Annotated in this window: 15 protein-coding genes; 11 read left to right on the top strand and 4 right to left on the bottom strand. The window is 73.5% G+C overall.

Going from position 1 to position 21,432, the window contains the following annotated elements; translation table 11 throughout:
- Window positions 1-73: 73 nt before the first annotated feature.
- The 7 genes from glgA to ABTW87_RS22390 all read left to right on the top strand — a co-directional run bounded on the left by glgA (window position 74) and on the right by ABTW87_RS22390 (window position 11,614).
- Entirely contained in the window at window positions 74-1,282 is a 1,209-nt protein-coding gene (gene glgA / locus ABTW87_RS22420; protein ID WP_350652895.1) for a glycogen synthase, read from the top strand.
- A gap of 103 nt (window positions 1,283-1,385) precedes the next feature.
- A complete protein-coding gene (locus tag ABTW87_RS22415; RefSeq protein WP_350652894.1) occupies window positions 1,386-2,087 on the top strand; it encodes a TetR/AcrR family transcriptional regulator in 702 nt (233 codons plus the stop codon).
- A 173-nt stretch (window positions 2,088-2,260) separates the two neighbouring features.
- Window positions 2,261-4,012 carry an ABC transporter ATP-binding protein gene (locus tag ABTW87_RS22410; RefSeq protein ID WP_350652893.1) on the top strand — a complete coding sequence of 584 codons (1,752 nt, stop codon included), beginning with the start codon at window positions 2,261-2,263 and terminating at the stop codon, window positions 4,010-4,012.
- Window positions 4,009-5,739: an ABC transporter ATP-binding protein gene (locus ABTW87_RS22405; protein WP_350652892.1), complete on the top strand. Its 1,731-nt coding sequence runs from the start codon at window positions 4,009-4,011 to the stop codon at window positions 5,737-5,739. The genes ABTW87_RS22410 and ABTW87_RS22405 overlap by 4 nt, the downstream gene beginning before the upstream one ends.
- 169 nt (window positions 5,740-5,908) lie before the next feature.
- Window positions 5,909-7,996, top strand: coding sequence for an alpha-1,4-glucan--maltose-1-phosphate maltosyltransferase (locus tag ABTW87_RS22400; protein ID WP_350652891.1), 2,088 nt, complete (start codon window positions 5,909-5,911; stop codon window positions 7,994-7,996).
- Window positions 7,984-10,089: a 1,4-alpha-glucan branching protein GlgB gene (glgB, locus tag ABTW87_RS22395; protein WP_350652890.1), complete on the top strand. Its 2,106-nt coding sequence runs from the start codon at window positions 7,984-7,986 to the stop codon at window positions 10,087-10,089. The genes ABTW87_RS22400 and glgB overlap by 13 nt, the downstream gene beginning before the upstream one ends.
- A gap of 268 nt (window positions 10,090-10,357) precedes the next feature.
- Complete coding sequence (locus ABTW87_RS22390; protein ID WP_350652889.1) at window positions 10,358-11,614, top strand: hypothetical protein; 1,257 nt, start codon at window positions 10,358-10,360, stop codon at window positions 11,612-11,614.
- A 117-nt stretch (window positions 11,615-11,731) separates the two neighbouring features.
- Here the strand turns inward: ABTW87_RS22390 and ABTW87_RS22385 are convergent, their stop codons facing one another.
- On the bottom strand, window positions 11,732-13,705 hold the full coding sequence (locus ABTW87_RS22385; protein WP_502891630.1) for a family 10 glycosylhydrolase: 1,974 nt from the start codon (window positions 13,703-13,705) through the stop codon (window positions 11,732-11,734).
- A gap of 129 nt (window positions 13,706-13,834) precedes the next feature.
- Window positions 13,835-14,875: an App1 family protein phosphatidate phosphatase gene (locus ABTW87_RS22380; protein ID WP_350652929.1), complete on the bottom strand. Its 1,041-nt coding sequence runs from the start codon at window positions 14,873-14,875 to the stop codon at window positions 13,835-13,837.
- 126 nt (window positions 14,876-15,001) lie between these two features.
- Between ABTW87_RS22380 and ABTW87_RS22375 the strand changes: the two genes are divergently transcribed.
- The 4 genes from ABTW87_RS22375 (at window position 15,002) to ABTW87_RS22360 (ending at window position 19,251) form a co-directional block, all read left to right on the top strand.
- Window positions 15,002-16,615 (top strand): glycosyltransferase family protein, encoded by a 1,614-nt coding sequence (locus tag ABTW87_RS22375; RefSeq protein ID WP_350652888.1) that lies wholly within the window; start codon window positions 15,002-15,004, stop codon window positions 16,613-16,615.
- A 48-nt stretch (window positions 16,616-16,663) separates the two neighbouring features.
- Entirely contained in the window at window positions 16,664-17,461 is a 798-nt protein-coding gene (gene yaaA, locus ABTW87_RS22370) for a peroxide stress protein YaaA (RefSeq protein ID WP_350652887.1), read from the top strand.
- A gap of 105 nt (window positions 17,462-17,566) precedes the next feature.
- Entirely contained in the window at window positions 17,567-18,229 is a 663-nt protein-coding gene (locus ABTW87_RS22365) for a hypothetical protein (RefSeq protein WP_350652886.1), read from the top strand.
- Between the two features lie 65 nt (window positions 18,230-18,294).
- Complete coding sequence (locus tag ABTW87_RS22360; RefSeq protein ID WP_350652885.1) at window positions 18,295-19,251, top strand: TAXI family TRAP transporter solute-binding subunit; 957 nt, start codon at window positions 18,295-18,297, stop codon at window positions 19,249-19,251.
- 45 nt (window positions 19,252-19,296) lie between these two features.
- On the opposite strand, the gene ABTW87_RS22355 is transcribed toward ABTW87_RS22360, so the two are convergent.
- On the bottom strand, window positions 19,297-20,685 hold the full coding sequence (locus ABTW87_RS22355; protein ID WP_350652884.1) for a sensor histidine kinase: 1,389 nt from the start codon (window positions 20,683-20,685) through the stop codon (window positions 19,297-19,299).
- A gap of 7 nt (window positions 20,686-20,692) precedes the next feature.
- The gene (locus tag ABTW87_RS22350; RefSeq protein WP_350652883.1) at window positions 20,693-21,349 is read right to left on the bottom strand and encodes a response regulator transcription factor; all 657 of its coding nucleotides are present in this window, start codon (window positions 21,347-21,349) and stop codon (window positions 20,693-20,695) included.
- Window positions 21,350-21,432 lie beyond the last annotated feature (83 nt).

The following is a 21,432-nucleotide window of genomic DNA, read 5'->3' as shown; positions in this document are numbered from 1 at the left end:
CCGTCACTTCACCACTCGTACGGGCACAGTTCCGCAGCCGGTGCGGCGTCCAGTTCTGCACTAGGGTGCGGTCATGACCGACTCCGCCGGGCTACGTGTGGACCTGCTGACCCGCGAGTACCCGCCCGAGGTGTACGGCGGCGCCGGGGTGCACGTCGAGTACCTGGCTCGCGAGCTGCGCCGCCTCGCCGACGTGCGGGTCCACTGCTTCGGCGCGCCGCGCACCGAGCCGGGCGTCACCGCGTACGCCGAGCCGGCCGGCCTGGTCGACGCGAACCCGGCGCTGCGGACCATGGGCGTCGACCTGGCGATGGCGGCCGGCTGCGCCGGCACCGACGTGGTGCACAGCCACACCTGGTACGCGAACCTGGCCGGGCACACCGCGAAGCTGCTGCACGGCGTGCCGCACGTGGTGACCGTGCACAGCCTGGAGCCGCTGCGGCCGTGGAAGGCCGAGCAGCTCGGCGGCGGCTACGCGCTCTCGACGTGGTGCGAGCGGACGGCGGTGGAGGCCGCCGACGCGGTGATCGCGGTGAGCGCGGGGATGCGGCAGGACGTGCTGACGGCGTACCCGGCGGTGAACCCGGACCGGGTGCGGGTCGTGCACAACGGCATCGACAACGCGCAGTACGCCCCCGACCCGGGCACCGACGTCGTCGACCGGCTGGGGATCGACCCGGCCCGCCCCAGCGTCGTGTACGTCGGGCGGATCACCCGCCAGAAGGGCCTGCCGTACCTGCTGCGGGCGGCGCGGGAGCTGCCCGCCGACACCCAGCTCGTGCTGCTGGCCGGCGCTCCCGACACACCGGAGATCGGCGCCGAGGTGGAGAGTCTGGCCGCCGAGCTGCGCGCCACCCGCTCGGGCGTGGTGTGGGTGGCCGAGATGCTGCCCAAGCACGAGGTGATCCAGGTGCTGACCCACGCCACCGTCTTCGTCTGCCCGTCGGTCTACGAGCCGATGGGCATCGTCAACCTGGAGGCGATGGCCTGCGAGACCGCGGTGGTCGCCACGGCGACCGGCGGTATCCCGGAGGTCGTCGCCGACGGCGAGACCGGGCTGCTCGTGCCGATCGAGCAGGCCGGCGACGGCACCGGCCGGCCGCTGAACCCGGAGCGGTTCGTGGCCGACCTCGCGACCCGGATCAACGAGTTGCTGGCGGCTCCGGAGCGGGCCGCCGCGTACGGCCGGGCCGGGCGCCGGCGCGCCGTGGAGCACTTCTCCTGGGACAGCATCGCCAAGCGCACCCTGGAGGTGTACCGCTCCGTCGGCGCCGCGGGGTAAGGAAGGGCCCCCTGTTAACGCCTGCGGTAGAGGAAGGGCCCCTTCTTAACACCACCCCTTAACACCACCCCGATCGTGATCCGCCGGAAGCAAGGCTTGTGTGATGTCGCAGAGTTCCAGGCGTGCCTATCGAAGAGGGCTGTCGCGCGAGCTCGTCATCGACGCGGCCCTGGCCCTGACCGCCGAGCGTGGGCTGGACGGCTGGAGCATGCGGGACCTCACCTCGCACCTGGACACCTCGCTGTCGGTGATCTACCACCACGTCGGCGACCGGGAGCGGGTGTGCGCCTCCGTTGTCGACCGGATCTTCACGGAGATGGACCTGGTGATCGACGGATCCGACTGGCGGACCCTGCTGCGCACTGTGTTGTCGGCCATGATCGAACATCTGGTGGTCTATCCCGGCGTTGCCGCCTGGCTGCTGCGCAACGGCCCGCAGACCGAGCAGTTGCTGCCCCTGCTCGACGCCGGCGTGACCCGGATGCTGGACGCCGGGTGGGGCGAGGAGGCCGCCATCGCCTACTCGTTCGCGTTCAACGCCTGCCTGGGGGCGATCGCGCTCGGCGACCAGGACCTCGGTGCCACCGGTGCCGGTCTCGCCGGCCTTGGGCAGCTGATCGAGTCGCAGCCGTCGGTCGGTTCCGGCGCCGCGCGGATGCGGGTGATGGTGGCCCGCTTCACCGGGGACGTCACCGAACGGGCGGCGGCCCGGCGGGACTACTGCCGGTACACCCTCGACCGCGTCCTGGGCGGGCTCGAGGCACGGTTGCGCGAGATCGAGGACGCCCGGCCCGCGCCGAGCTGACCCCCGGTGGGTACGGCTCGAGGCCGCTCGTGACCGCGTACGAATTGTCCAGCCTGCGGATGCCGCACGCGGGCACTCCCGCTCGGCCCCGGACCGGTAGGCTACGAATTAGAACAGCGATCTAATTGACGGTCCCGGGGGGCGCGGTGGGCGCAGCGGTTCAGGATCCGGCGGTGACACGGCCGACCCGGCCGGAGCGGAAGGCACAGCGAAGCGGGCTGAGCGTCGTGCTCGCTCCCGTGCGGACGCGACTGGCGGTGGCCGCCGCGCTGCAGCTGATCGGGGCCCTGGCCGGGCTGGCGCCGTACATCGCGGTGGTGGAGATCGCACGCGAGTTCCTCGGTGGTAACGCGGTGGACCGCGGCGAGGTGTGGCTCTGGGTGGCGGTGGCGGCCGTGGGTTTCGTGGTACGCACGGCATGCGCCACGAGCGCGTACACCATCAGCCATGTCGCCGACGCCGACGTCGGCCTGCAGATCCGGCGCGACACGGCTGAGCGACTGAGCCGGGTGCCGCTTGGCTGGTTCACGCGGCGCAGTTCCGGTCAGGTGAAGCGCGTCCTTTCCGATGACGTCACCGCCGTGCACCACGCGGTGGCGCACGTGGTCAACGATCTGGTGGCCGCGGTCGTCACTCCTCTTGTCACGCTGGGCTACCTGTTCTGGCTCGACTGGCGGCTGGCCGTGATCTGCCTCGGTCCGCTTGTGGTGTGGTTCGGCCTGGTGGCCTACATGATGCGGGATGAGGACGCGCGTACGGCACGCTGGAGCGCCGAACTGGACAAGGTCAACGCGGCCGTCGTCGAATTCGTCGACGGCATCGCAGTCGTCAAGGCCTTCGGCCAGGTGGGACGCGCCCAGGATCGCTACCGCCACGCCGGCGACGATCTCGCGCGCTTCCTCAGTGAGTGGGCGGGCCCGATGCGCCACCTGGACTCGCTCGCCTCTTTGATCATCTCGCCGCCGGTGCTGCTGCTCGCGGCGCTCGGCGGCGGTGTGTGGCTGGACGCCGACCCTGCCGAGGTGGTCGCGTTCGTCATGTTGGCGGTCGGGCTGGGGGCGCCGGTGCTGGCGCTCGGCTTCGGCGCCCAGGCGATGCAGGTGGCGACCGACGCCGCGGGCCGGGTGGCCGAGCTGCTGGCGACCCCCGAGCTGCCGGTCGCCGCGGAGCCGCGGCACCCGGTCGGTGCGCGCGTCGAACTCGACGGCGTACGTTTCTGCTACGACGGTCGCGCCACCGTGCTGGACGGCATCGACCTCGCGCTGGAGCCCGGCACGGTGACCGCGCTTGTCGGTCCGTCCGGGTCGGGCAAGTCGACGCTGGCCCGCCTGTTGCCACGGTTCTGGGACGTCGACGAGGGCGCCGTTCGCATCGGCGGCGTCGACGTACGGGAGCTGCCCGAGCGGGAGCTGTACCGGCACATCGGATTCGTCTTCCAGGAGACGTCGCTGTTGCGCACCAGCGTCCGCGACAACATCGCCCTGGGCCGTCCTGACGCTACCTTCGCACAGGTCGAGGCGGCAGCGCGGGCGGCGCAGATCCACGATCGCATCACGGCGCTGCCGCGTGGCTACGACAGCGTGGTGGGCGAGGACGCGCACCTGTCCGGCGGCGAGGCACAACGGGTCTCGATCGCCCGGGCGATCCTGGCCGACACCCCTGTTCTGGTGCTCGACGAGGCGACGGCCTTCGCCGATCCGGAGTCCGAGGCGGCGGTGCAGGACTCGCTGTCCCGCCTGATCTCCGGCCGGACGCTGCTGGTGATCGCCCACCGGCTGCACACGATCCGCGGCGCGGACCGCATCGTGGTCCTCTCCGGCGGCCGGATCGTCGAGTGCGGCCGGCACGACGAGCTGGTCGCGGCCGGCGGCGCCTACGCCCGGATGTGGGCAGCCCAGACGGTCGCATCGGAGGAACCGGCATGATCCGCAAATTGTTCGGAATGGTCGACCGTGCCGACCGGCCCCGGTTCATCCGGTGGGTCGGGTTGCTTGTCGCCTTCTCGGTGTTGCAGGGCACCTGCGTCCTGCTCGTGGTCCCCGTGTTGCGACCGCTGCTGAACGGTGACCGCGAAGCCGCCGTGCCGTGGCTGGTCGTACTCGCCGCGGTCACGGCCGCGACCTGTGCGGCATTCTACGCGCAGGCCCTGCACGGTCAGCAGATCGCCGATGACCTGCTGCTCGGGCTGCATCACCGCGTCGGCGATCATCTTGCGCGGCTGCCGCTGGGCTGGTTCGGCACCGGCCGGCACGGTCGGCTGACGCACTCCATGTCCCAGGGCACGGCGAACATCATCGGCGTACCGGCCCACCTCATGCAGCCGGTGGTCAGTGCGGCGGTGACCCCCGCCGTGGTCGCCGTGGGCATGGTCGTGTTCGACTGGCGGCTCGCGACTGCGCTGATCATCGTCGGGCTGCTGCTGCTCGCCACGCACAACTGGTCCCAGGCAGCCATCGCCCGCAGTTTCGCCGCGATCGACAGCGCCGCGGTCGAGTCGGCCAGCCGGGTGGTGGAGTTCGCGCAGCGCCAGCCCGTGTTGCGGGCGTTCGGCCGGATCGGCGAGGACAACCGCCTGCTCGACGACGCCCTCGTCGGGCAGCGCCGCGCGTACGGCGAGATGAGCCGCAACGCGGTGACCGCCCTGATCGCCTTCTCCACCGCGGTGCAGGCCGCGTTCGTCGCGCTGATCGCCATCGGCGTGACGCTGGCGCTGGGCGGTTCGCTCGATCCGGCCGAGCTGATCGTGCTGCTCGTACTGGTGACGCGGTTCGTCGGTCCGCTCATCGAAGTCGTCGATCACGCGGCTGCGCTGCGGATGGCGTCCGAGGACGTCGACCGCATCGACGAGGTGCTCGCCGTACGGCCCCTGCCCGAGGGCCACACCACCCGCGCCGACCGGCCGGGTGAGGTGTGCTTCGACGGCGTCACCTTCGGCTACGGCGATGCTCCGGTGCTGCGGGACGTCAGCTTCGCGGCACGGCCGGGCACCTTGACCGCGATCGTCGGGCCGTCGGGCTCGGGAAAGACGACGATCCTGCGCCTGGTGGCGCGCTTCTGGGACGTCGACACGGGCACGGTCCGGGTCGGCGGCACAGACGTACGGGAGCTGACCACCGAGGCGCTGGCGGACCAGTTGGCCATGGTGTTCCAGGACGTGTACCTGTTCGACGACACCATCGAGGCCAACATCCGGCTCGGCAGGCCCGACGCCACCGCGGCGGAGATCCGCGAGGCGGCCCGCCTCGCGCACGTCGACGAGATCGTCGACCGTCTACCTGACGGCTGGCACACGCGTGTCGGGGAGGGCGGTGTCAGCCTCTCCGGTGGTGAGCGCCAACGGGTCTCGATCGCGCGGGCACTGGTCAAGCGGGCGCCGATCGTGCTGCTCGACGAGGCCACCGCGGCACTCGATCCGCACAACGAAGCCGCGGTCACCGCCGCTATCCGTGGACTGGCCGAACAGCGGACGCTGCTCGTGGTCGCGCACCGGCTGCACACCGTGGCCTCGGCCGATCAGATCCTGGTCCTCGACGGCGGCCGGATCGTTCAACGCGGCAGGCACGCCGACCTGATCGACCAACCGGGCCGGTACCGGGACTTCTGGCGGGAACGGGAACGGGCACAGGGCTGGCGGCTGACCGTGGTGAGGTGAACGTACGGGCCATGCGAGACGAAGATCATGCTGTACGTGCGAGGTAGTGGCCTCGTACGGCTCGGATGCCACTCGATCGCACATACAGCACGATCTTGCGGCAAGCGTGGGCCTGGACCGGGTCGCGCTTGGCCGCGCGCGAGGCGATCTTCCGCAGTAGGTTGAAGCGGTGACTGGTCGCTTCCCCATCGAAGACGTCTCCCCCGTCGTCTCGTGCGGTCGCTACCCGGCCAAGGCGGTCGTCGGTGAGCTGGTCCCGGTGTCGGCCCGCGCCTATCGCGAGGGGCACGACGCGCTGGGCTGCAACGTGGTCTGGCTCGGGCCGGACGGGCGCGCCCGTCCGTTCACCCGGATGCACCCGGGTGAGCCCGGCCAGGACCGCTGGCACGCCACGATCCGGCCGGATGCGATCGGCGAGTGGACCTTCACCGTCGAGGCGTTCTCCGACCCGTACCTGACCTGGCGGAACGCGGTGACGAAGAAGATCGCCGCCGGTCAGGGCCCGGAGGACCTCGCCAACGACCTGGCCGAGGGCGTACGCGTGCTGACCGCCGCCGCTGAGCTGGTGCCCGCCGCGGACGGCGAGCGGGTGGCGACCGCGACGGCCGCCCTGCGCGACGGGTCCCGGGAGCTGACCCACCGGGTCGGCCCCGCGCTGGAGCTGGCCGACCTGTTGTGGGAGCACCCGGTCCGCGAGCTGGTCACCACCGGCGACGGGTACCGGCTGTGGGTGGATCGCAAGCGGGCGCTGTTCTCCGCCTGGTACGAGTTCTTCCCCCGCTCGGAGGGGGCGATCCCCGCCACGGCCGACGCGCCGGCCCGCTCCGGCACGTTCGCCACCGCCGCCGAACGGCTGCCGGGCGTCGCCGCGATGGGCTTCGACGTGCTCTATTTGCCGCCCATCCACCCGATCGGCCGGGTCAACCGCAAGGGCCGCAACAACACGCTGGTCGCCGGGCCCGACGACGTGGGTTCGCCGTGGGCCATCGGCGCCGCCGAGGGCGGCCACGACGCCATCCACCCCGATCTGGGTACGCCGGCGGACTTCCGCGACTTCGTCGCCGCCGCTGCCGGGGCGGGCCTCGAAGTGGCGATGGACCTCGCGTTGCAGTGCGCGCCGGACCACCCGTGGGTCACCGAGCACCCGGAGTGGTTCACCACCCGGGCCGACGGCTCGATCGCCTACGCGGAGAACCCGCCGAAGAAGTACCAGGACATCTACCCGTTGAACTTCGACAACGACCCGGAGGGCATCCGGGCCGAGGTGCTGCGGGTGGTGCTGCACTGGGTCGGCGAGGGTGTGCGGATCTTCCGGGTGGACAACCCGCACACCAAGCCGGTGGACTTCTGGCACTGGCTGATCGCCGAGGTCAAGAAGGTCGACCCGGACGTGCTCTTCCTCGCCGAGGCGTTCACCCGGCCGGCGATGATGCACGGGCTCGGCAAGATCGGCTTCACCCAGTCGTACACGTACTTCACGTGGCGGACCTCGGCCGCCGAGATGCGGGAGTACTGCGCGGAGCTGGTCGCGGCGGCCGACTACATGCGGCCGAACTTCTGGCCGAACACGCCCGACATCCTGCACGAGTCGCTCCAGCACGGCGGCCCGCCGATGTTCAAGATCCGGGCGGTGCTGGCCGCGTTGCTCTCCCCCTCCTGGGGTGTCTACGCCGGCTACGAGCTGTTCGAGCACGTCGCCCGCCCCGGCGCGGAGGAGTACCTGGACAACGAGAAGTACGAGTTGCGCCCCCGGGACTGGGCCGACGCCCAGGCGCAGGGCCGCTCGCTGGCCCCGTTCCTCGGCACGCTCAACCGGGTCCGGCGGGACAACCCGGCCCTGCACCAGTTGCGCAACCTGGTCTTCCACGACATCGACAACCCGGCGCTGCTCTGCTGGTCCAAGCGCGACGCGGACACCGGCAACACGGTGATAGTCGTCTGCTCCTTCGACTCCCGCACCGTGCAGTGGGGCAACACCACGCTCGACATGCCGGCGCTGGGCTTCGACTGGCACGAACGGTTCACCGTGCACGACGAGCTGACCGGCACCAGCTACGACTGGGGGCAGCGCAACGCGGTGCGGCTCGACCCGTACCTGCAACCGGCGCACGTGTTCACCGTGCGCCGTCCGGTGCCGCCCGCGCCGGACGCGGCGCCGGCGACCGTGCCCGCCCACCTGACCGTCGAGAGCGTGCCCGAGGACCTGTCCGGCGGCACCGCCCCCACGCGTAAGGACGACGCCCGATGGACCAGCTGATCGCCGGTCAGACCCATGACCCGCACGCGGTGCTCGGCGCCCACCCGGCCGGCGGGCGCACCACGATCCGGGCGCTGCGCCGCGGCGCCGGCGACGTCGCGGTGCTCGTCGACGGCGAGCGGCACCCGATGAAGCGGGTGCACGACGGCGGGGTCTTCGAGGCGGTCGTCCCGGGTGAGGTGCTCGACTACCGGGTCGAGGTCGACGGGCAGCCGCACGACGACCCGTACCGCTACCCGCCGACGCTTGGCGAGCTGGACCTGCACCTGATCGGTGAGGGCCGGCACGAGCGGCTGTGGGAGGTGCTCGGGGCGCGGGTGTTCGACGAGGGCGTGGCGTTCACCGTGTGGGCGCCGAACGCGCGCGGCGTCCGGGTGGTCGGCGACTTCACCGGCTGGGCGCCGGACGACGGCTGGCCGATGCGCTCGCTCGGCGGCAGCGGCGTGTGGGAGGTCTTCGTCCCGGGAGTCGGGGTCGGCGCCCGCTACAAGTACCGGATCCTCGGGCCGGACGGGCACTGGCGGGACAAGGCCGACCCGCTGGCCGCGTACGCGGAGATGCCGCCGGCCACCGCGTCGGTGGTCCACCATTCGAGGTACGAGTGGGGCGACGCCGACTGGCTGTCCGCGCGGGCGAGGCGGCGGCCGCACCAGGAACCGATGAGCGTGTACGAGGTGCACCTCGGCTCGTGGCGGCCCGGCCTCGGCTACCGGGAGCTGGCCGAGCAGTTGACCGCGTACGTGACGGAGCTGGGCTTCACGCACGTGGAGTTCCTGCCGGTGATGGAGCACCCGTTCGGCGGCTCGTGGGGCTATCAGGTCACCGGCTACTTCGCGCCCACGTCCCGGTTCGGCGACCCGGACGACTTCCGGTACCTGGTCGACACGCTGCACCGGGCCGGGATCGGCGTGATCCTCGACTGGGTGCCGGCGCACTTCCCGAAGGACGAGTGGGCGTTGGGCCGCTTCGACGGCACCCCGCTGTACGAGCACCCCGACCCGCGCCGCGGCGAGCACCCCGACTGGGGCACGTACGTCTTCGACTTCGGCCGTCGGGAGGTACGCAACTTCCTGGTGGCCAACGCGCTGTACTGGTGCGAGGAGTTCCACGTCGACGGCCTGCGGGTCGACGCGGTGGCCTCGATGCTCTACCTGGACTACTCGCGGGACGAGGGCCAGTGGGTGCCCAACCAGCACGGCGGCCGGGAGAACCTGGAGGCCATCGCGTTCATGCAGGAGGCGAACGCGACGGTCTACCGGCACCACCCCGGCGTGGTGATGATCGCCGAGGAGTCGACCGCCTGGCCGGGCGTCACCCGGTCGACCGACAGCGGCGGGCTCGGCTTCGGCTTCAAGTGGAACATGGGCTGGATGCACGACACCCTGCTCTACACCTCGAAGGACCCGATCTACCGGCAGCATCACCACCACCAGCTCACGTTCTCCCTGGCATACGCCTGGAGCGAGAACTACGTGCTGCCGATCAGCCACGACGAAGTGGTGCACGGCAAGGGCTCGCTGACCGGGAAGATGCCCGGTGACACCTGGCAGCGGATCGCGAACGTCCGGGCGCTGCTGGCGTACATGTGGGCGCACCCGGGCAAGCAACTGCTCTTCATGGGCTGCGAGCTGGCCGACGACCGGGAGTGGAGCGAGGAGCGCGGCCTCGACTGGTACCTGCTGCACGACCCGGCCCGCGCCGGGGTGCAGCGGCTGGTCGGCGACCTCAACCGGGTCTACCGGCAGACCCCGGCGCTGTGGGCGCAGGACACCGACCCGGCCGGCTTCCGCTGGATCGCCGGGGACGACGTCGCCAACAACACCGTCTCGTTCATCCGGATCGCCCCGGACGGCGGGACGCTTGTCTGCGTGGCGAACTTCTCCGCGCTGCCGCTGGAGGGCTACCGGGTCGGCCTGCCGGCCGGTGGGACGTGGACGGAGGTGCTCAACACCGACGCCGGACACTACGGCGGGTCGGGCGTGGGCAACCTCGGGCAGGTACGCGCCGACGACGTCCCCTGGCACGGGATGCCGGCGTCAGCGGCGCTGCGGGTGCCTCCACTCGGCGTCCTCTGGCTTCGCCCGGGAGCCTGACCCGACCCTCGGAGTGCCGCGCCGGCGAGACGACATCCGGCAGAGGCGATATGCCTGAGAGGAATATTCATGCCTCTCAGGAATACTGCTCATACCCGAATCCCCGCTTCCGGACATCACCCTCAGTGTCGTCGGCCGCCTCACCCGATCACTCTCCGTCGAACTTCTGGTCGTTCCGCTGAGTCGAGCTGAACCGGCGGGCGTTGGGTGCCCGTACCGCTGACCGGATGCCGGCCACCCCTGACGGACACGGGCGGAGGGAGCTTCGATGGCGTACACGAGACGCACGAGCAGCAGGACGACGGTGACACCGCGGCAGCGGAAGATCGCCGGCATCGCCGCGATCGCGGTGACGACCGGGGCCGCGTTCGCGGTGGCGACCGGCGTCGGCCAGGCGGCGGAGAACTGCCAGGGCCTGGACACCGCCCTGCGCAACAACCTCACCTTCATCGCCGGCCAGCGGCAGAACCCCGACGCCAACTCGGCGGCACGGATCACGAACCGGCAGGCGGTCGTCGACCTGCTCCAGCAGCGCCGCGCGGCGGCCGGTTGCACCGCGCGGGTGGAGGTCGCCGGTGCGGTCTGCCCGGAGGTGCCGTGGGACGTCGCCGTGGCGGCCCGGCTGACCGACGCCTGGGCGGCCACCGAACGGATGCGCGCCGAGCGCGCCGGCCGGATCGACGACCCGAGGGTGACCGCCGCCCGGGTGCAGCAGGTGGGCGGCACGGTCGATTCGATCGGCGGCATCGTCGACCAGGCACGCGAGCGGGCCCAGCAGCGGGCGGCTGACAGCACGGCCGCAGGCGAGGACGCGGAGGTACCGGGGAACGCGGCGGCCCCCGGTGGTGGGGCGGCGAAGGCCGCGGCGATCGTGGCCGAGATCGGCAACCTGATCCAGCAGATCGCTCAACTCGTCGAGGTCGCGGGCCAGGCCGGGCAGGACGCCGACGCCGGTCAGGACGAGGACGCCGACGCCGGGGCCGGTCAGGACACAGATGCCGGAGCCGGTGCGGACGCGGACGCCGGCCAGGACGCCGGGGCAGGTCAGGACGAGGACGCCGGCGGGAACGCGGGCCAGGACGAGGAGGCCGGCCAGAACGAGGAGGCCGGCCAGGACGCCGGGGCGGGTCAGGACGCGGTGGCGGACCAGGTCGCGGCCCAGCTCGCCGAGGTGCGGGCGCTGATCCAGGAGATCCGGGCGCTCGTCCAGGAGATCCGGCAGGCCCGCGAGGCCGCCGATGAGGCGGGCGCCGCCGACGAGGCGGGCGCCGGTGAAGAAGCCGGAGCCGGCAACGAGGCAGGCGACGGGGCCGGAGCCGGCGATGACGCAGGCGCCGGTGCGGAGGCCGGCGACGATACGGGCGCTGGTGACGAGGCGGGCGCGGCCGGGGACGCCGCCGGCAGCGGCAAGGCCGGGAACGGCAGCGGCAAGGCCGGGGCGGCCGCACCGGTCATGGTCGACGATCCGAGCCCGGCGGGCTGCCTGACCGGACCGTCGGCCGAGGACAGCGGCCAGACCAGGTAGGCCGGACAGCGGCAGCGACCGGGGAAACCGCGGGGGACGCGGGCCGGGCTCGACATTCCGTCGGACCCGCCCGCGCCCCGCGGCACGTTTCCCGCCCGCGAAGGGGCGCCGGCGGGCTCAGAGCCGGGTGATGCGTACCGCGTCGGCGATGACGTACCCGGTGGCGCTCGTCCACCGGCTCACCCCGACCACCTGCCGCTCCCCCGCCGCGAGCTGATAGGTGCCCAGCACCCGCCACTGGCCACCGCCGGTCCGCTGGTCCACCGTCACGCTGACCGTGCCCCCGCTGGTCACCACCAGGTACGGCGTGGCGCTGTTGTAGCCGGCGTCGGCCGGGTACCACACCTCGACCCGGTAGCTGCCGGTCGCCGGCAGGGTGGCCCGGAACCAGGCCGGGTCGCTGACCGCCTGCGGGTTCGCGTACCGGTAGTCGGCGCCGTGACGCTGCGCGGAGTACGACGACGTGCCCCAGGCGCTGCCGGCGGTGAACGCTCCGGAGGCGTTGTCCACGATCACGCTGAACGGGGTACCGGTGCCGGTGACCACCCGCACGTTGCTGGCCGGACTCTCGTGGTGCAGCCGGTCCAGCGCGGTCACCAGGTAACGGTAGGTCCCGCTCGCCGTGGCGGTGGCGTCGGTGAATGTTCCGGTGGCGCCGGAGGCGCGGACCGTGCCGAGCAGGTACCGGGCGTCGGCCAGGTCGCAGGGGTCGACGCCACCGTCGCCGGGCAACCGGTGCACGGCGTACGCCGTGGTGCTGCCGGTGGTGCCGCGCTGCCAGGTCAGCGTCACGCCGCCGCTGCCCCGGACGGCGGAGGTGAGGTTCGGTGCGGCGGGAGCCGCGCCGCCCAGGCCGGCGGCGACGGGCACCAGCGCGGGGCGGCTGTAGTGGTCGGCGGCGAGCCGGCTGACCGCGCCGATCCGGTCGGCGCGCACGTCCTTGGCGCTGAAGTGGATGTCGCCGACGACCCGCGGATGCCCCCGGTTGACGGTCAGGTGGTCGCTCAGCTCGGCCGGGTCCTGCCAGGCGGCGTCCTGCCCGGACGCGCCGGCCCGGTAGGTGGCCTGCCCGACGAGGAGTTGGACGTCTGTGCCGGCGACCGTCTCGGACCACCAGCGGACCAGCTCACCGTAGTCGGCGGTGGCGAAGCCGATGTGCCAGTAGATCTGGGGGGCGATGTAGTCGATCCATCCCTGCTTCACCCAGCGGCGCGTGTCGGCGTAGATGGCGTCGTACGACTGGAGGCCGGTGGTGCGTGAGCCAAGCGGGTCGGTGCCGGCGTTGCGCCAGATGCCGAACGGGCTGATGCCGAACTTCACCCAGGGCTTCGCCGCCCGGATCCGGTCGCCCATCTCCCGCACCAGCAGGTTGACGTTGTTGCGCCGCCAGTCGGCGATGTCGCCGAATCCCGCGCCGTACTGGGCGAAGGTGGCCTGGTCGGGGAAGGGCACCCCGCTGACCGGGTACGGGTAGAAGTAGTCGTCCCAGTGCACGCCGTCGATGTCGTAGCGCCGGACGGCGTCCATCATCGCGTCCTGCACGAACGCGCGGACCGCGGGAATGCCGGGGTTGTAGTACAGCTTGCCGCCGTAGGCGACGGTCCAGCCCGGGTTCTTCCGGGCCGGGTGGCCGGCGGCCAGCCGCGTGAGGTCGGTGTGGTTGGCCACCCGGTACGGGTTGTACCAGGCGTGGAACTCCAGGTTCCGTGCGTGCGCCTCGGCCACCAGGAAGGCCAGCGGGTCGTACCCGGGATCGCGACCCTGGGTGCCGGTGAGCCACTGTGACCACGGCTCGTAGGTCGACGGCCAGAACGCGTCCGCGGTGGGGCGGATCTGCACGACGACGGCGTTCATCCGGCGTTGCCGGGCCAGGTCGAGCCAGGACCGGTACTCGGCCTGCTGGGCGGCCGGGGTGAGCCCGGTGCGGCTCGGCCAGTCGATGTTGGCGACGCTGGCCAGCCACATGGCACGGAACTGGCGTTTCGGGGTCGCCGGGTCGGTCGCGCAGGCCGCCTGCGCGGCGGCCGGCACGGCGTCCGGTGCGACCGGCCGGGAGGTGGCGACGCCCGCGCCGAGAGCCAGCACGCTCACCAGCAGCAGACTCGAAAAGGATCGACGAAAGTCTCTGGCCATGAAGAAGATATTCATCGCTATCGAGCGATTGCGCAAGTATCCTTCACCAACCGCCCGGCCGGGCCGCCCGGACCGGCGCGACCGGCGTCAGACCAGCCCGGCCTCGCGCAGCAGCGTCCACAGGCCGGCGCCGTCCGGCGCGGAGAGCCACTTCTGCCCCACCGGGCCGCTCGACGACGCGCCCGCCGGATGCGGCAGACTGCCGGCGAGCACCGACTGCGTGGGCGACAGCCGCCGGATCGCCACCCCGGCGACGTTCTCCGGGTGCGCGGCGGCGAACTCGCGGTAGATCTCCTGGTCGTGCTGGCCGTCGTCACCGACCAGCAGCCACTTGACCTCGGGAAACTCCTTCGCCAGCCGGGCCAGGGTGGCGCGCTTGTGCTCCCGGCCGCTGCGGAACCAGCGGTCGGCCGTCGGGCCCCAGTCGGTGAGCAGCAGCGGCCCGGCCGGATAGAGATGCCGGGACAGGAAACGGGTGAGCGTCGGCGCGACGTTCCAGGCGCCGGTGGACAGGTAGAAGACCGGCGCGCCGGGGTGCGCGGTCACCAGCCGCTCGTAGAGCACCGCCATCCCGGGCACCGCCGCGCGGGCGTGCTCGTCGAGGACGAACGTGTTCCAGGCCGCGAGCAGGGGCCGGGGCAGCGCGGTGACCATCACGGTGTCGTCGATGTCGGAGAGGATCCCGAAGCGCACCTGCGGGTCGAGGATCCGCACCGGCGCCTCGACCGGCTCCGCCTCCGGCAGGCTGATCCGCACCGAGCCCCAGCCCGGCGGCAGGTCGGCCGCCACCACCGTGTCGATGAAGCCGCTGCGGTCGGTCTGCACCTCCTGCCGCACTCCGCCCGACTCGATGGTCACGGTCACGTACTTCGCCGGAAGGGTGGTGAAGCTGCGCCAGCCCCGGACCTTCTCCAGCCGGCCCCGCTGCCGGGTGTCCGGCCGCCCCAGCAGCACCCGGCACATCACGCGTACCCAACCGGGCCGGCCGTAACCGGCGTAGGCGACGATGTTCGTCCGCCAGCCGGTCCGCCGCAGCCGGCGTTCGACCAGGTTGTGGACGGCGTCCTCGATCCGCGCGGCCCGGTGCAGTTGGGGTACGGCCAGCTGGCCGGCGGGAGTCGGTGGCACGCTGCAACCCTGCCACAGCCCGTCGACTCCGGCCACGCGAGCAGCCACCCCGTCTCCGCCGAACCGGCCCGGCGCGGCGGCGTCGCGTGACAGACTCCGGACGGGACGACGACGGGGGCGTTGGTCGTGTCGCAACCTGTGCCGCACCGCGCGTGGTGGCGCCCGCAGCTGGACCGGCCGGCGCTCGTCGCGCTGGTCCTCGGGCTGGCCGGCGTCGGGTACCGGCTGGTCCTCACGCTGCGGACGATCCCGGTCTCCAACAGCGACGAGGCGACGTTCGGACTCGCCGCCCTGCACATCGCCGCCGGCCGGGAATGGCCGGTCTTCCTGTACGGGCAGCGCTACATGGGCATGCTCGAGTCGTACCTCGCCGCGCCCCTGGTCGCGCTCGCCGGGCCGAGCTGGCCGGTGCTGCGGCTGCCGCTGCTGGCCCTGTACGCGCTCTTCCTCTGGCTGATCCACCGGCTGACCCGCCGGATCGGCTCGCCCTGGTTCGCCACCCTGGTCGTCGGCCTGCTGGCGCTCGGCTCCGAGCGGGTGGTGCGCGACCAGCTGACCGTGGTGGGCGGGCGCCCCGAGGTCAAGGTCGCGGTGCTGGTGATGCTGCTGGTGGTCGTGGGCCTGGCCCGCGACACGATCCGGCACCGCCGGCTCGCCGTGGGCCTGTTCGGCCTGCTCGCCGGGATCGCCGTCTGGTCCGACTGGCTGATCCTGCCGTACCTGGGGGTCGCCGCCCTCGCGCTGATCTGGGCGGCGCGGCGGGAGCTGCTCGGCTGGGCGGGCGCCCTGCTGGCGGCCGGATTCACGCTCGGCGTGGCCCCGATGATCCAGGACAACCTGGTCGCCCCGGCCGGCGAGGACTCGCTGTCGGTGCTCCGCGAGATCAGCACCAAGGCGGGGCCACCGCCCCCGCTGGCGCAGCGGGTCTCCGGCGCGGTGCTGGAGGGCGTACCGCTGGCCACCGGGCTCTGCCCGGTCGACGGGTGCGCCCGCTGGCAGGAGTGGCTCGGGCTGCTCTACCCCGTGCTGCTGGTGGTCGCCGCCGTGGTCGCGGTGGTCGCGTACCGCCGGGCTGCCGGCCGCGCCGCGCGGGTCACCCCGGTCGTGCACCTGGCGCTGGTCGCCGGCGCGGCGTTGACCCTGCTGTCGTACGCGCGCAGCCCGCTCGCCGCCACCGACCCGCTGGGCAACGCCCGCTACCTCGCGGTGCTGCAGCTGTCCCTGCCGGCGGTGCTGTGGCCGCTGTGGCGGTCGGCGGCGGCCGCCTGGCGGGGGGCGGCCGGGCTGCCCGCCCGGCTGGCCGGCGCGGTCGCCACGGCGGTGCTCGCCGCCCTCGCCGCGACCATGCTGGTCGTGACGGTGCTGTTCGCGACCGCCGGCAGCGCGGCCTCGCGGACCGAGGAGCGGGCCGCGCGGGAACTCGCCGACGCGCTGCGGTCGGCCGGCCCCTACGCGGTGTACGGGGACTACTGGACCTGCAACCGCCTGGTCTTCAACACGGCGGAGGAGGTGGTGTGCGGGGTGCTCGACGACTGGTTCACCCCCGGGCAGAACCGCTACCCGGCGTACTGGGACCGGGTGGAGGCGGCCGCGCGCCCGGGCTACGTGGTGGAGGCGGGCTCGACGCTGGAGCGGCGGCTGCGCCGCATGCTGGGGGACCGGGCCGACGCGGCGCTCGTCGTCGACGCCGGCGGGTATCGCGTGTACCACCCGGAGACACCGGTGCGGCCCTGGCGGTAGGGCCGGGTCGTACGCTGACGGTCGCCGGGCCGATCGAGAGGTGCACCGATGCTCATCCTGCTGCCGCCCTCCGAGGGCAAGGCCGACGCCGGCACCGGCCGGCGGCTGGACCTGGCCCGGCTGTCGCTGCCGGAGCTGACGGCGGCCCGCGAGGAGGTGCTGGCGGCGCTTGTCGCGCTCTCCGGCGCCGGCGACGAGGAGGCGGCACTCGCCGGGCTCGGCCTGAGCCCGGGGCAGCGCGGCGAGCTGCGCCGCAACGCCCGCCTGCGGGTGGCGGCGACGGCACCGGCCGAGCGGCTCTACACCGGCGTGCTGTACGAGGCCCTGGACGTCGCCACCCTGCCGCCCGCCGCGCTGCGGGCCGCCCGGCGGTCGGTGCTGATCAGCTCCGGTCTGTGGGGCGCGGTCCGGCTCACCGACCGGATCCCGCCGTACCGCTGCCCGATCGGGGCCCGGCTGCCCGGCCCGGGGGCGCTGTCGGCGTTCTGGCGGCGGGCGCTGGCACCAGCGATGGCCGGGGCGGCGGGCGACGGGCCGGTGCTGGACCTGCGCTCCGGCGCGTACGCGGCGACGTGGGCCCCGCGGGGCGCGGCGGCGGCGCGGACGGTCACCGTCCGGGTGCTGCACGAACGGGAGGTCGACGGGGCGCCCGTCCGGTCGGTGGTGAGCCACTTCAACAAGGCGACCAAGGGGCGGCTGGTCCGCGACCTGCTGACCGCCGGCGCCCGGCCGCGCACCGCCGACGGGATCGTCACGGCGCTGCGGGACCTCAAGTACACCGTCGAGGAGCAGCCCGCCCCGGCCGGCCGGCCCCGGCAGCTCGACGTCGTGGTCACCGAGCTGTGACGGTGGGCACCCGCAAGATTTCCTCAAGGCTCGGCCGGATCGGTTCCGCGAGCGGGGGTCAGCCGCCACGGTAGGGGAACCCGACGCCGTGAAGGAGCCCTCCAGGTGGAACCGATCCTGCTCGACCGGCCCCGGCAGCCGTCGGCCCCGCCACCGCTGGACTGGCTGACCCTGGCCGACACGTTCGAGGCCGCGTGTCTCCTGCGCTGCGTGACCCCGCCGGCGGCGGCCGGTCAACGCCGCGCCGCGCCCGCGTACCGGCCCGGGATCGTGGAGTTCAACCGGGAGGACGCGGCGCGGCGGATGCGCCAGCTGCTCGAGCGGCTCGACGTACCGGTCACGCACGAGCGGGCCGTCGGCGGCCTGCGCCGCCGCTACGAGCTGCACCGGGTGACCGTGCCCGCGGCGCGGCGCCCGGCGTACGCCACCATGCTGGAGACCGGCTGGCGGCAGGGCCGCCGCGAACTGCTCGGCGCTCCGGCGCCGGGCTCGTCGACCCCGCGCCGGGTGTGGCGGCCCCGGCTGGCCGCCGGCGCCTGGCGGGCCGCGCTGCTGGCCGGTGGCCGGCACGTGCGCCGGCACATCCTGGGGGTACGCCTCACCGACCGGGAACTGGCGGCGGTCCTGGTCCGGGGCGCCGCCCTGCTGGGCGTGCCGGCGGCGCTGCGTCCCGGCACCGGATGCTTCCTGGTGAGCGTGGCGCACGGGCCGGACCGGGACCGGATCCTGGAGGCCGCCGAGCTGGACCCGCCCCGCGACGCGGAGTGACGCGGGGCTGAGCACCGGCTCCGGAGGCCGGCCGGGCTTGCGGTGGGCCACCCGCACGGCGCAGAGTGCAGCCCGTGAACCGAACCCGAGGCCGCCGACCTGCCGCGGCGCTGCTGGCGCTGCTCCTGACGGCCGTGCTGCCGGGCCTGGCCGGGTGCCGGAAGGACGCCGGCCCGCCGGTGCAGATCCGGATCGCGACCGGCAGTCCGACGGCCGTGTACCACGCCTTCGGCCAGTCCCTGGCCACGATCCTCAACCGGGAACTGCCGAACGTCCGCGCCAGCGTGGTGGTCACGCCCGCGTCGGCGGAGAACGTGCGGCTCGTCGGCTCCGGCGCGGCCGAGCTCGGCTTCACGCAGGCCGACGTGCTGCCCGCCGGCCCGGGTGCCGACCCGGCGGTGGCCGCCGTCGCCCGCGTGTACGACGATCTGCTGCACCTCGTCACCACCGCCGCCAGCGGTGTGCGGACGCTCGCCGACCTGCGGGGCCGGCGGGTGTCGGTGGGCGCCCCCGGATCGGGCACCGAGATCACCGTGTCCCGCCTGCTCGACGTCGCCCGGCTCGGCGGCGACGGCGTACGCCGGGAGCGGCTGGGTCTGGACGACTCGGTCGCCGCGTTGCGCGAGGGCCGGGTCGACGCGTTCTTCTTCTCCGGCGGGCTGCCGGTCGGTGCGGTCGCGGCGCTGGCCTCGGACCGGCACGTCCGGATGGTCGACCTGGGCGCCTGGACCGAGCCGCTGCGCGCGCGCCACCCCGGGTTCTACGTGTCCCGGGACATCCCCCGTTCGGTGTACGGGGTGGATCCGGTGACCACCGTCGCCAACCCGAACTTCCTGATCGTCCGCGCCGACCTGCCGCAGCGGCTGGTACGCGAGGTGACCCGGCTGCTCATGGAGCGCCGCGAGGAGTTGGCCTCGGCGCACCCGGCGGCCGGCCGGATGAGCCCCCGCTCGGCGATCACCACCACTCCCCTGCCGCTGCACCCCGGTGCCGCCGCCTGGTACCGGGAGACGAAACCGTAAGGAAGGGCCCCTTCTTAACGCCTGCGGTAGGTGAAGGGTCCCCTGTTAACGCCCGGGCGGGGGCTCGGTGGGCGCGGGGAACCACAGCTGGGCGGTGAGGCCGCGCGGCGGGTTCGGACGCATGGTGAGCCGCCCGTCGGAGGCGTCCACCAAAACGGCGACGATGGTCAGGCCGAGCCCCGCGCCGTCGACGTTCTGCACCTCCGGTGCCCGCCAGAACCGCTCGGTCGCCTGGTCGAGCTGGCTGGCGGTCATGCCGGGCCCGGTGTCGCGTACCTCCAGGGTGGTCCCGTCGTCGGCCCGCCGGACCTGCACGGTGACCTCGCCGCCGGCGCCGCTGAACTTCACCGCGTTGTCGATGAGCGCGTCGAGCGCCTGGTCGACGGCGGTGGGCACGGTCCGCGCGTACGCCGGTCGCCGGCAGGTGTCGAGGCGCAGCGTGACCGAGCGGCGGCGGGCGAGCGGCGTCCACGCCGCGACCCGGTTGGCGGCGATCGCCGCCGCGTCCACCGTGACCCGCAGGTTGTCCGTGCGCTCGGCCCTCGCCAGGGTGAGCAGGGCGTCCAGGACGAGCGCCAACCGGTCGGTCTCCTCCAGGGCGAGCTGGTGCTCGGCGCGGCCCTGCGGGTCGCCGAGGCTCGGCCCCAGCTCCTCCACCCGCAGCCGCAGCGCGGTCAGCGGGTTGCGGAGCTGGTGACTGGCGTGCGCGACGAACGCGCGCTGCCGGTCCATCACGTCCGAGACGGCGTCGGCCATGTGGTTGAAGCTCTCCGCGAGCCGGCGCAGCTCGGGCGGGCCGAGCCGGTGCTGCACCCGGGCGCCCCGGTCCCCCTCGGCGATCTCGTGGGTGACCGCGTCCAGCTCGGTGACCGGGCGCAGGACCCATCCGGCCAACCCGAACGCGGTGAGCACGCAGGCCAGCACCGCGAGCAGGCCGGTACCGGCGAGCACCAGCCACCAGGTGGTGACGGTACGCCGGACCCGGTCGGCGGGGGTGGTGGTGACCACCGCGCCGAGCACCTCGCCGCCGTCGTTGATCGGCACCGCGACCACGATCGGCCCGTCCACCCACGGCAGGACCGACTCGGGGCCGCTGGCCTGCTGGCCGGACAGGGCCACGTCGACGGCGGTCCGGGTGCCCGGGGCGGCGCGCCAGCTCGCCGACGACACGACGGTCCGCCGGTCCCGGTCGACAACGGCCGCGCCGATGCCGAACAGCTCGTCGTAGCTCTCCAGTTCGCTGTTGATCGGGCCGGGGGTGCCGCCGCGCAGGGCCGGGCCGGCCAGCGACGCGAAGCGGGTGGCGTCGGCGAGCCGGTCGGCCCGGACCCGCTCGGTCTCCCGGCTGGCCAGCGTCGCCGCCAGCGGAGTCTCCAGGGCGAACAGGACCAGCACCATCAGCAGCAGGTAACTGATCACGAGGCGGCGTCGCATCCCCGCCTCACCCGCCGCGCAGCCGGTAGCCGACCCCGCGCACGGTCTCCACCAGGCGGGGATCGCCCAGCTTGCCGCGTAGGGAGCCCACGTGCACCTCGACGGTGTGCCGGTCGGCCCAGGTGGTGCCCCAGGCGTCGAGCAGAATCCGGTCGCGGGGCACCGCCACGCCCGGCTGCCGGGCCAGGGAGAGCAGCACGTCGAACTCCTTGCGGGTCAGCGTCACCTCCCGGCCGTCGACGTGCACGGTCCGGGCCGCCACGTCGACCCGGACCACACCCACCTCGATCACGCTGCGCTCCGGGGCGGCCTGGGCGGCGCGGCGCAGCACGGCCTCGATCCGGGCCTGCAGCTCGACCATCGAGAACGGCTTGACCACGTAGTCGTCGGCGCCGAGCCGAAGGCCCTGCACCCGATCCCGCTCCTCGCCCCGGGCGGTCACCGCGATGATCCCCAGCTGGCTGCTGCGCCGCCGCAGCTCCCGGCACAGGTCGGTGCCGTCCCCGTCGGGCAGGGTGAGGTCCAGCAGCACCAGGTCGCAGGGCGCGGCGGAGAGAGCGGCGGCGACGGTGGCCGCGTGCTCGACCTCGTACCCGCGCCGGGTGAGAGCGGCGGAGAGCGCAGCAGCCACCCGGCGGTCGTCCTCGACCAGCAGGATGCGCACCCGGGGCCCCCAATCCTCTCCGTCGCCGACCACGAATGGTGACAGACGCTCGCGAACGACGGGAGGGCCGGTCGGCCGACTAC

Origin of the sequence: Micromonospora sp. NPDC126480 (genome assembly GCF_040302465.1) — a bacterium.
In the GTDB taxonomy this organism is placed as follows: domain Bacteria; phylum Actinomycetota; class Actinomycetes; order Mycobacteriales; family Micromonosporaceae; genus Micromonospora.
This window is presented reverse-complemented; position numbering and strand designations above follow the sequence as displayed.

Coding starts and splice junctions, on each gene's coding strand:
- glgA (WP_350652895.1), top strand. CDS start 74: ATGACCGACTCCGCCGGGCTACGTGTGGACCTGCTGACCCGCGAGTAC.
- ABTW87_RS22415 (WP_350652894.1), top strand. CDS start 1,386: ATGTCGCAGAGTTCCAGGCGTGCCTATCGAAGAGGGCTGTCGCGCGAG.
- ABTW87_RS22405 (WP_350652892.1), top strand. CDS start 4,009: ATGATCCGCAAATTGTTCGGAATGGTCGACCGTGCCGACCGGCCCCGG.
- glgB (WP_350652890.1), top strand. CDS start 7,984: ATGGACCAGCTGATCGCCGGTCAGACCCATGACCCGCACGCGGTGCTC.
- ABTW87_RS22390 (WP_350652889.1), top strand. CDS start 10,358: ATGGCGTACACGAGACGCACGAGCAGCAGGACGACGGTGACACCGCGG.
- yaaA (WP_350652887.1), top strand. CDS start 16,664: ATGCTCATCCTGCTGCCGCCCTCCGAGGGCAAGGCCGACGCCGGCACC.
- ABTW87_RS22355 (WP_350652884.1), bottom strand. CDS start 20,685: ATGCGACGCCGCCTCGTGATCAGTTACCTGCTGCTGATGGTGCTGGTC.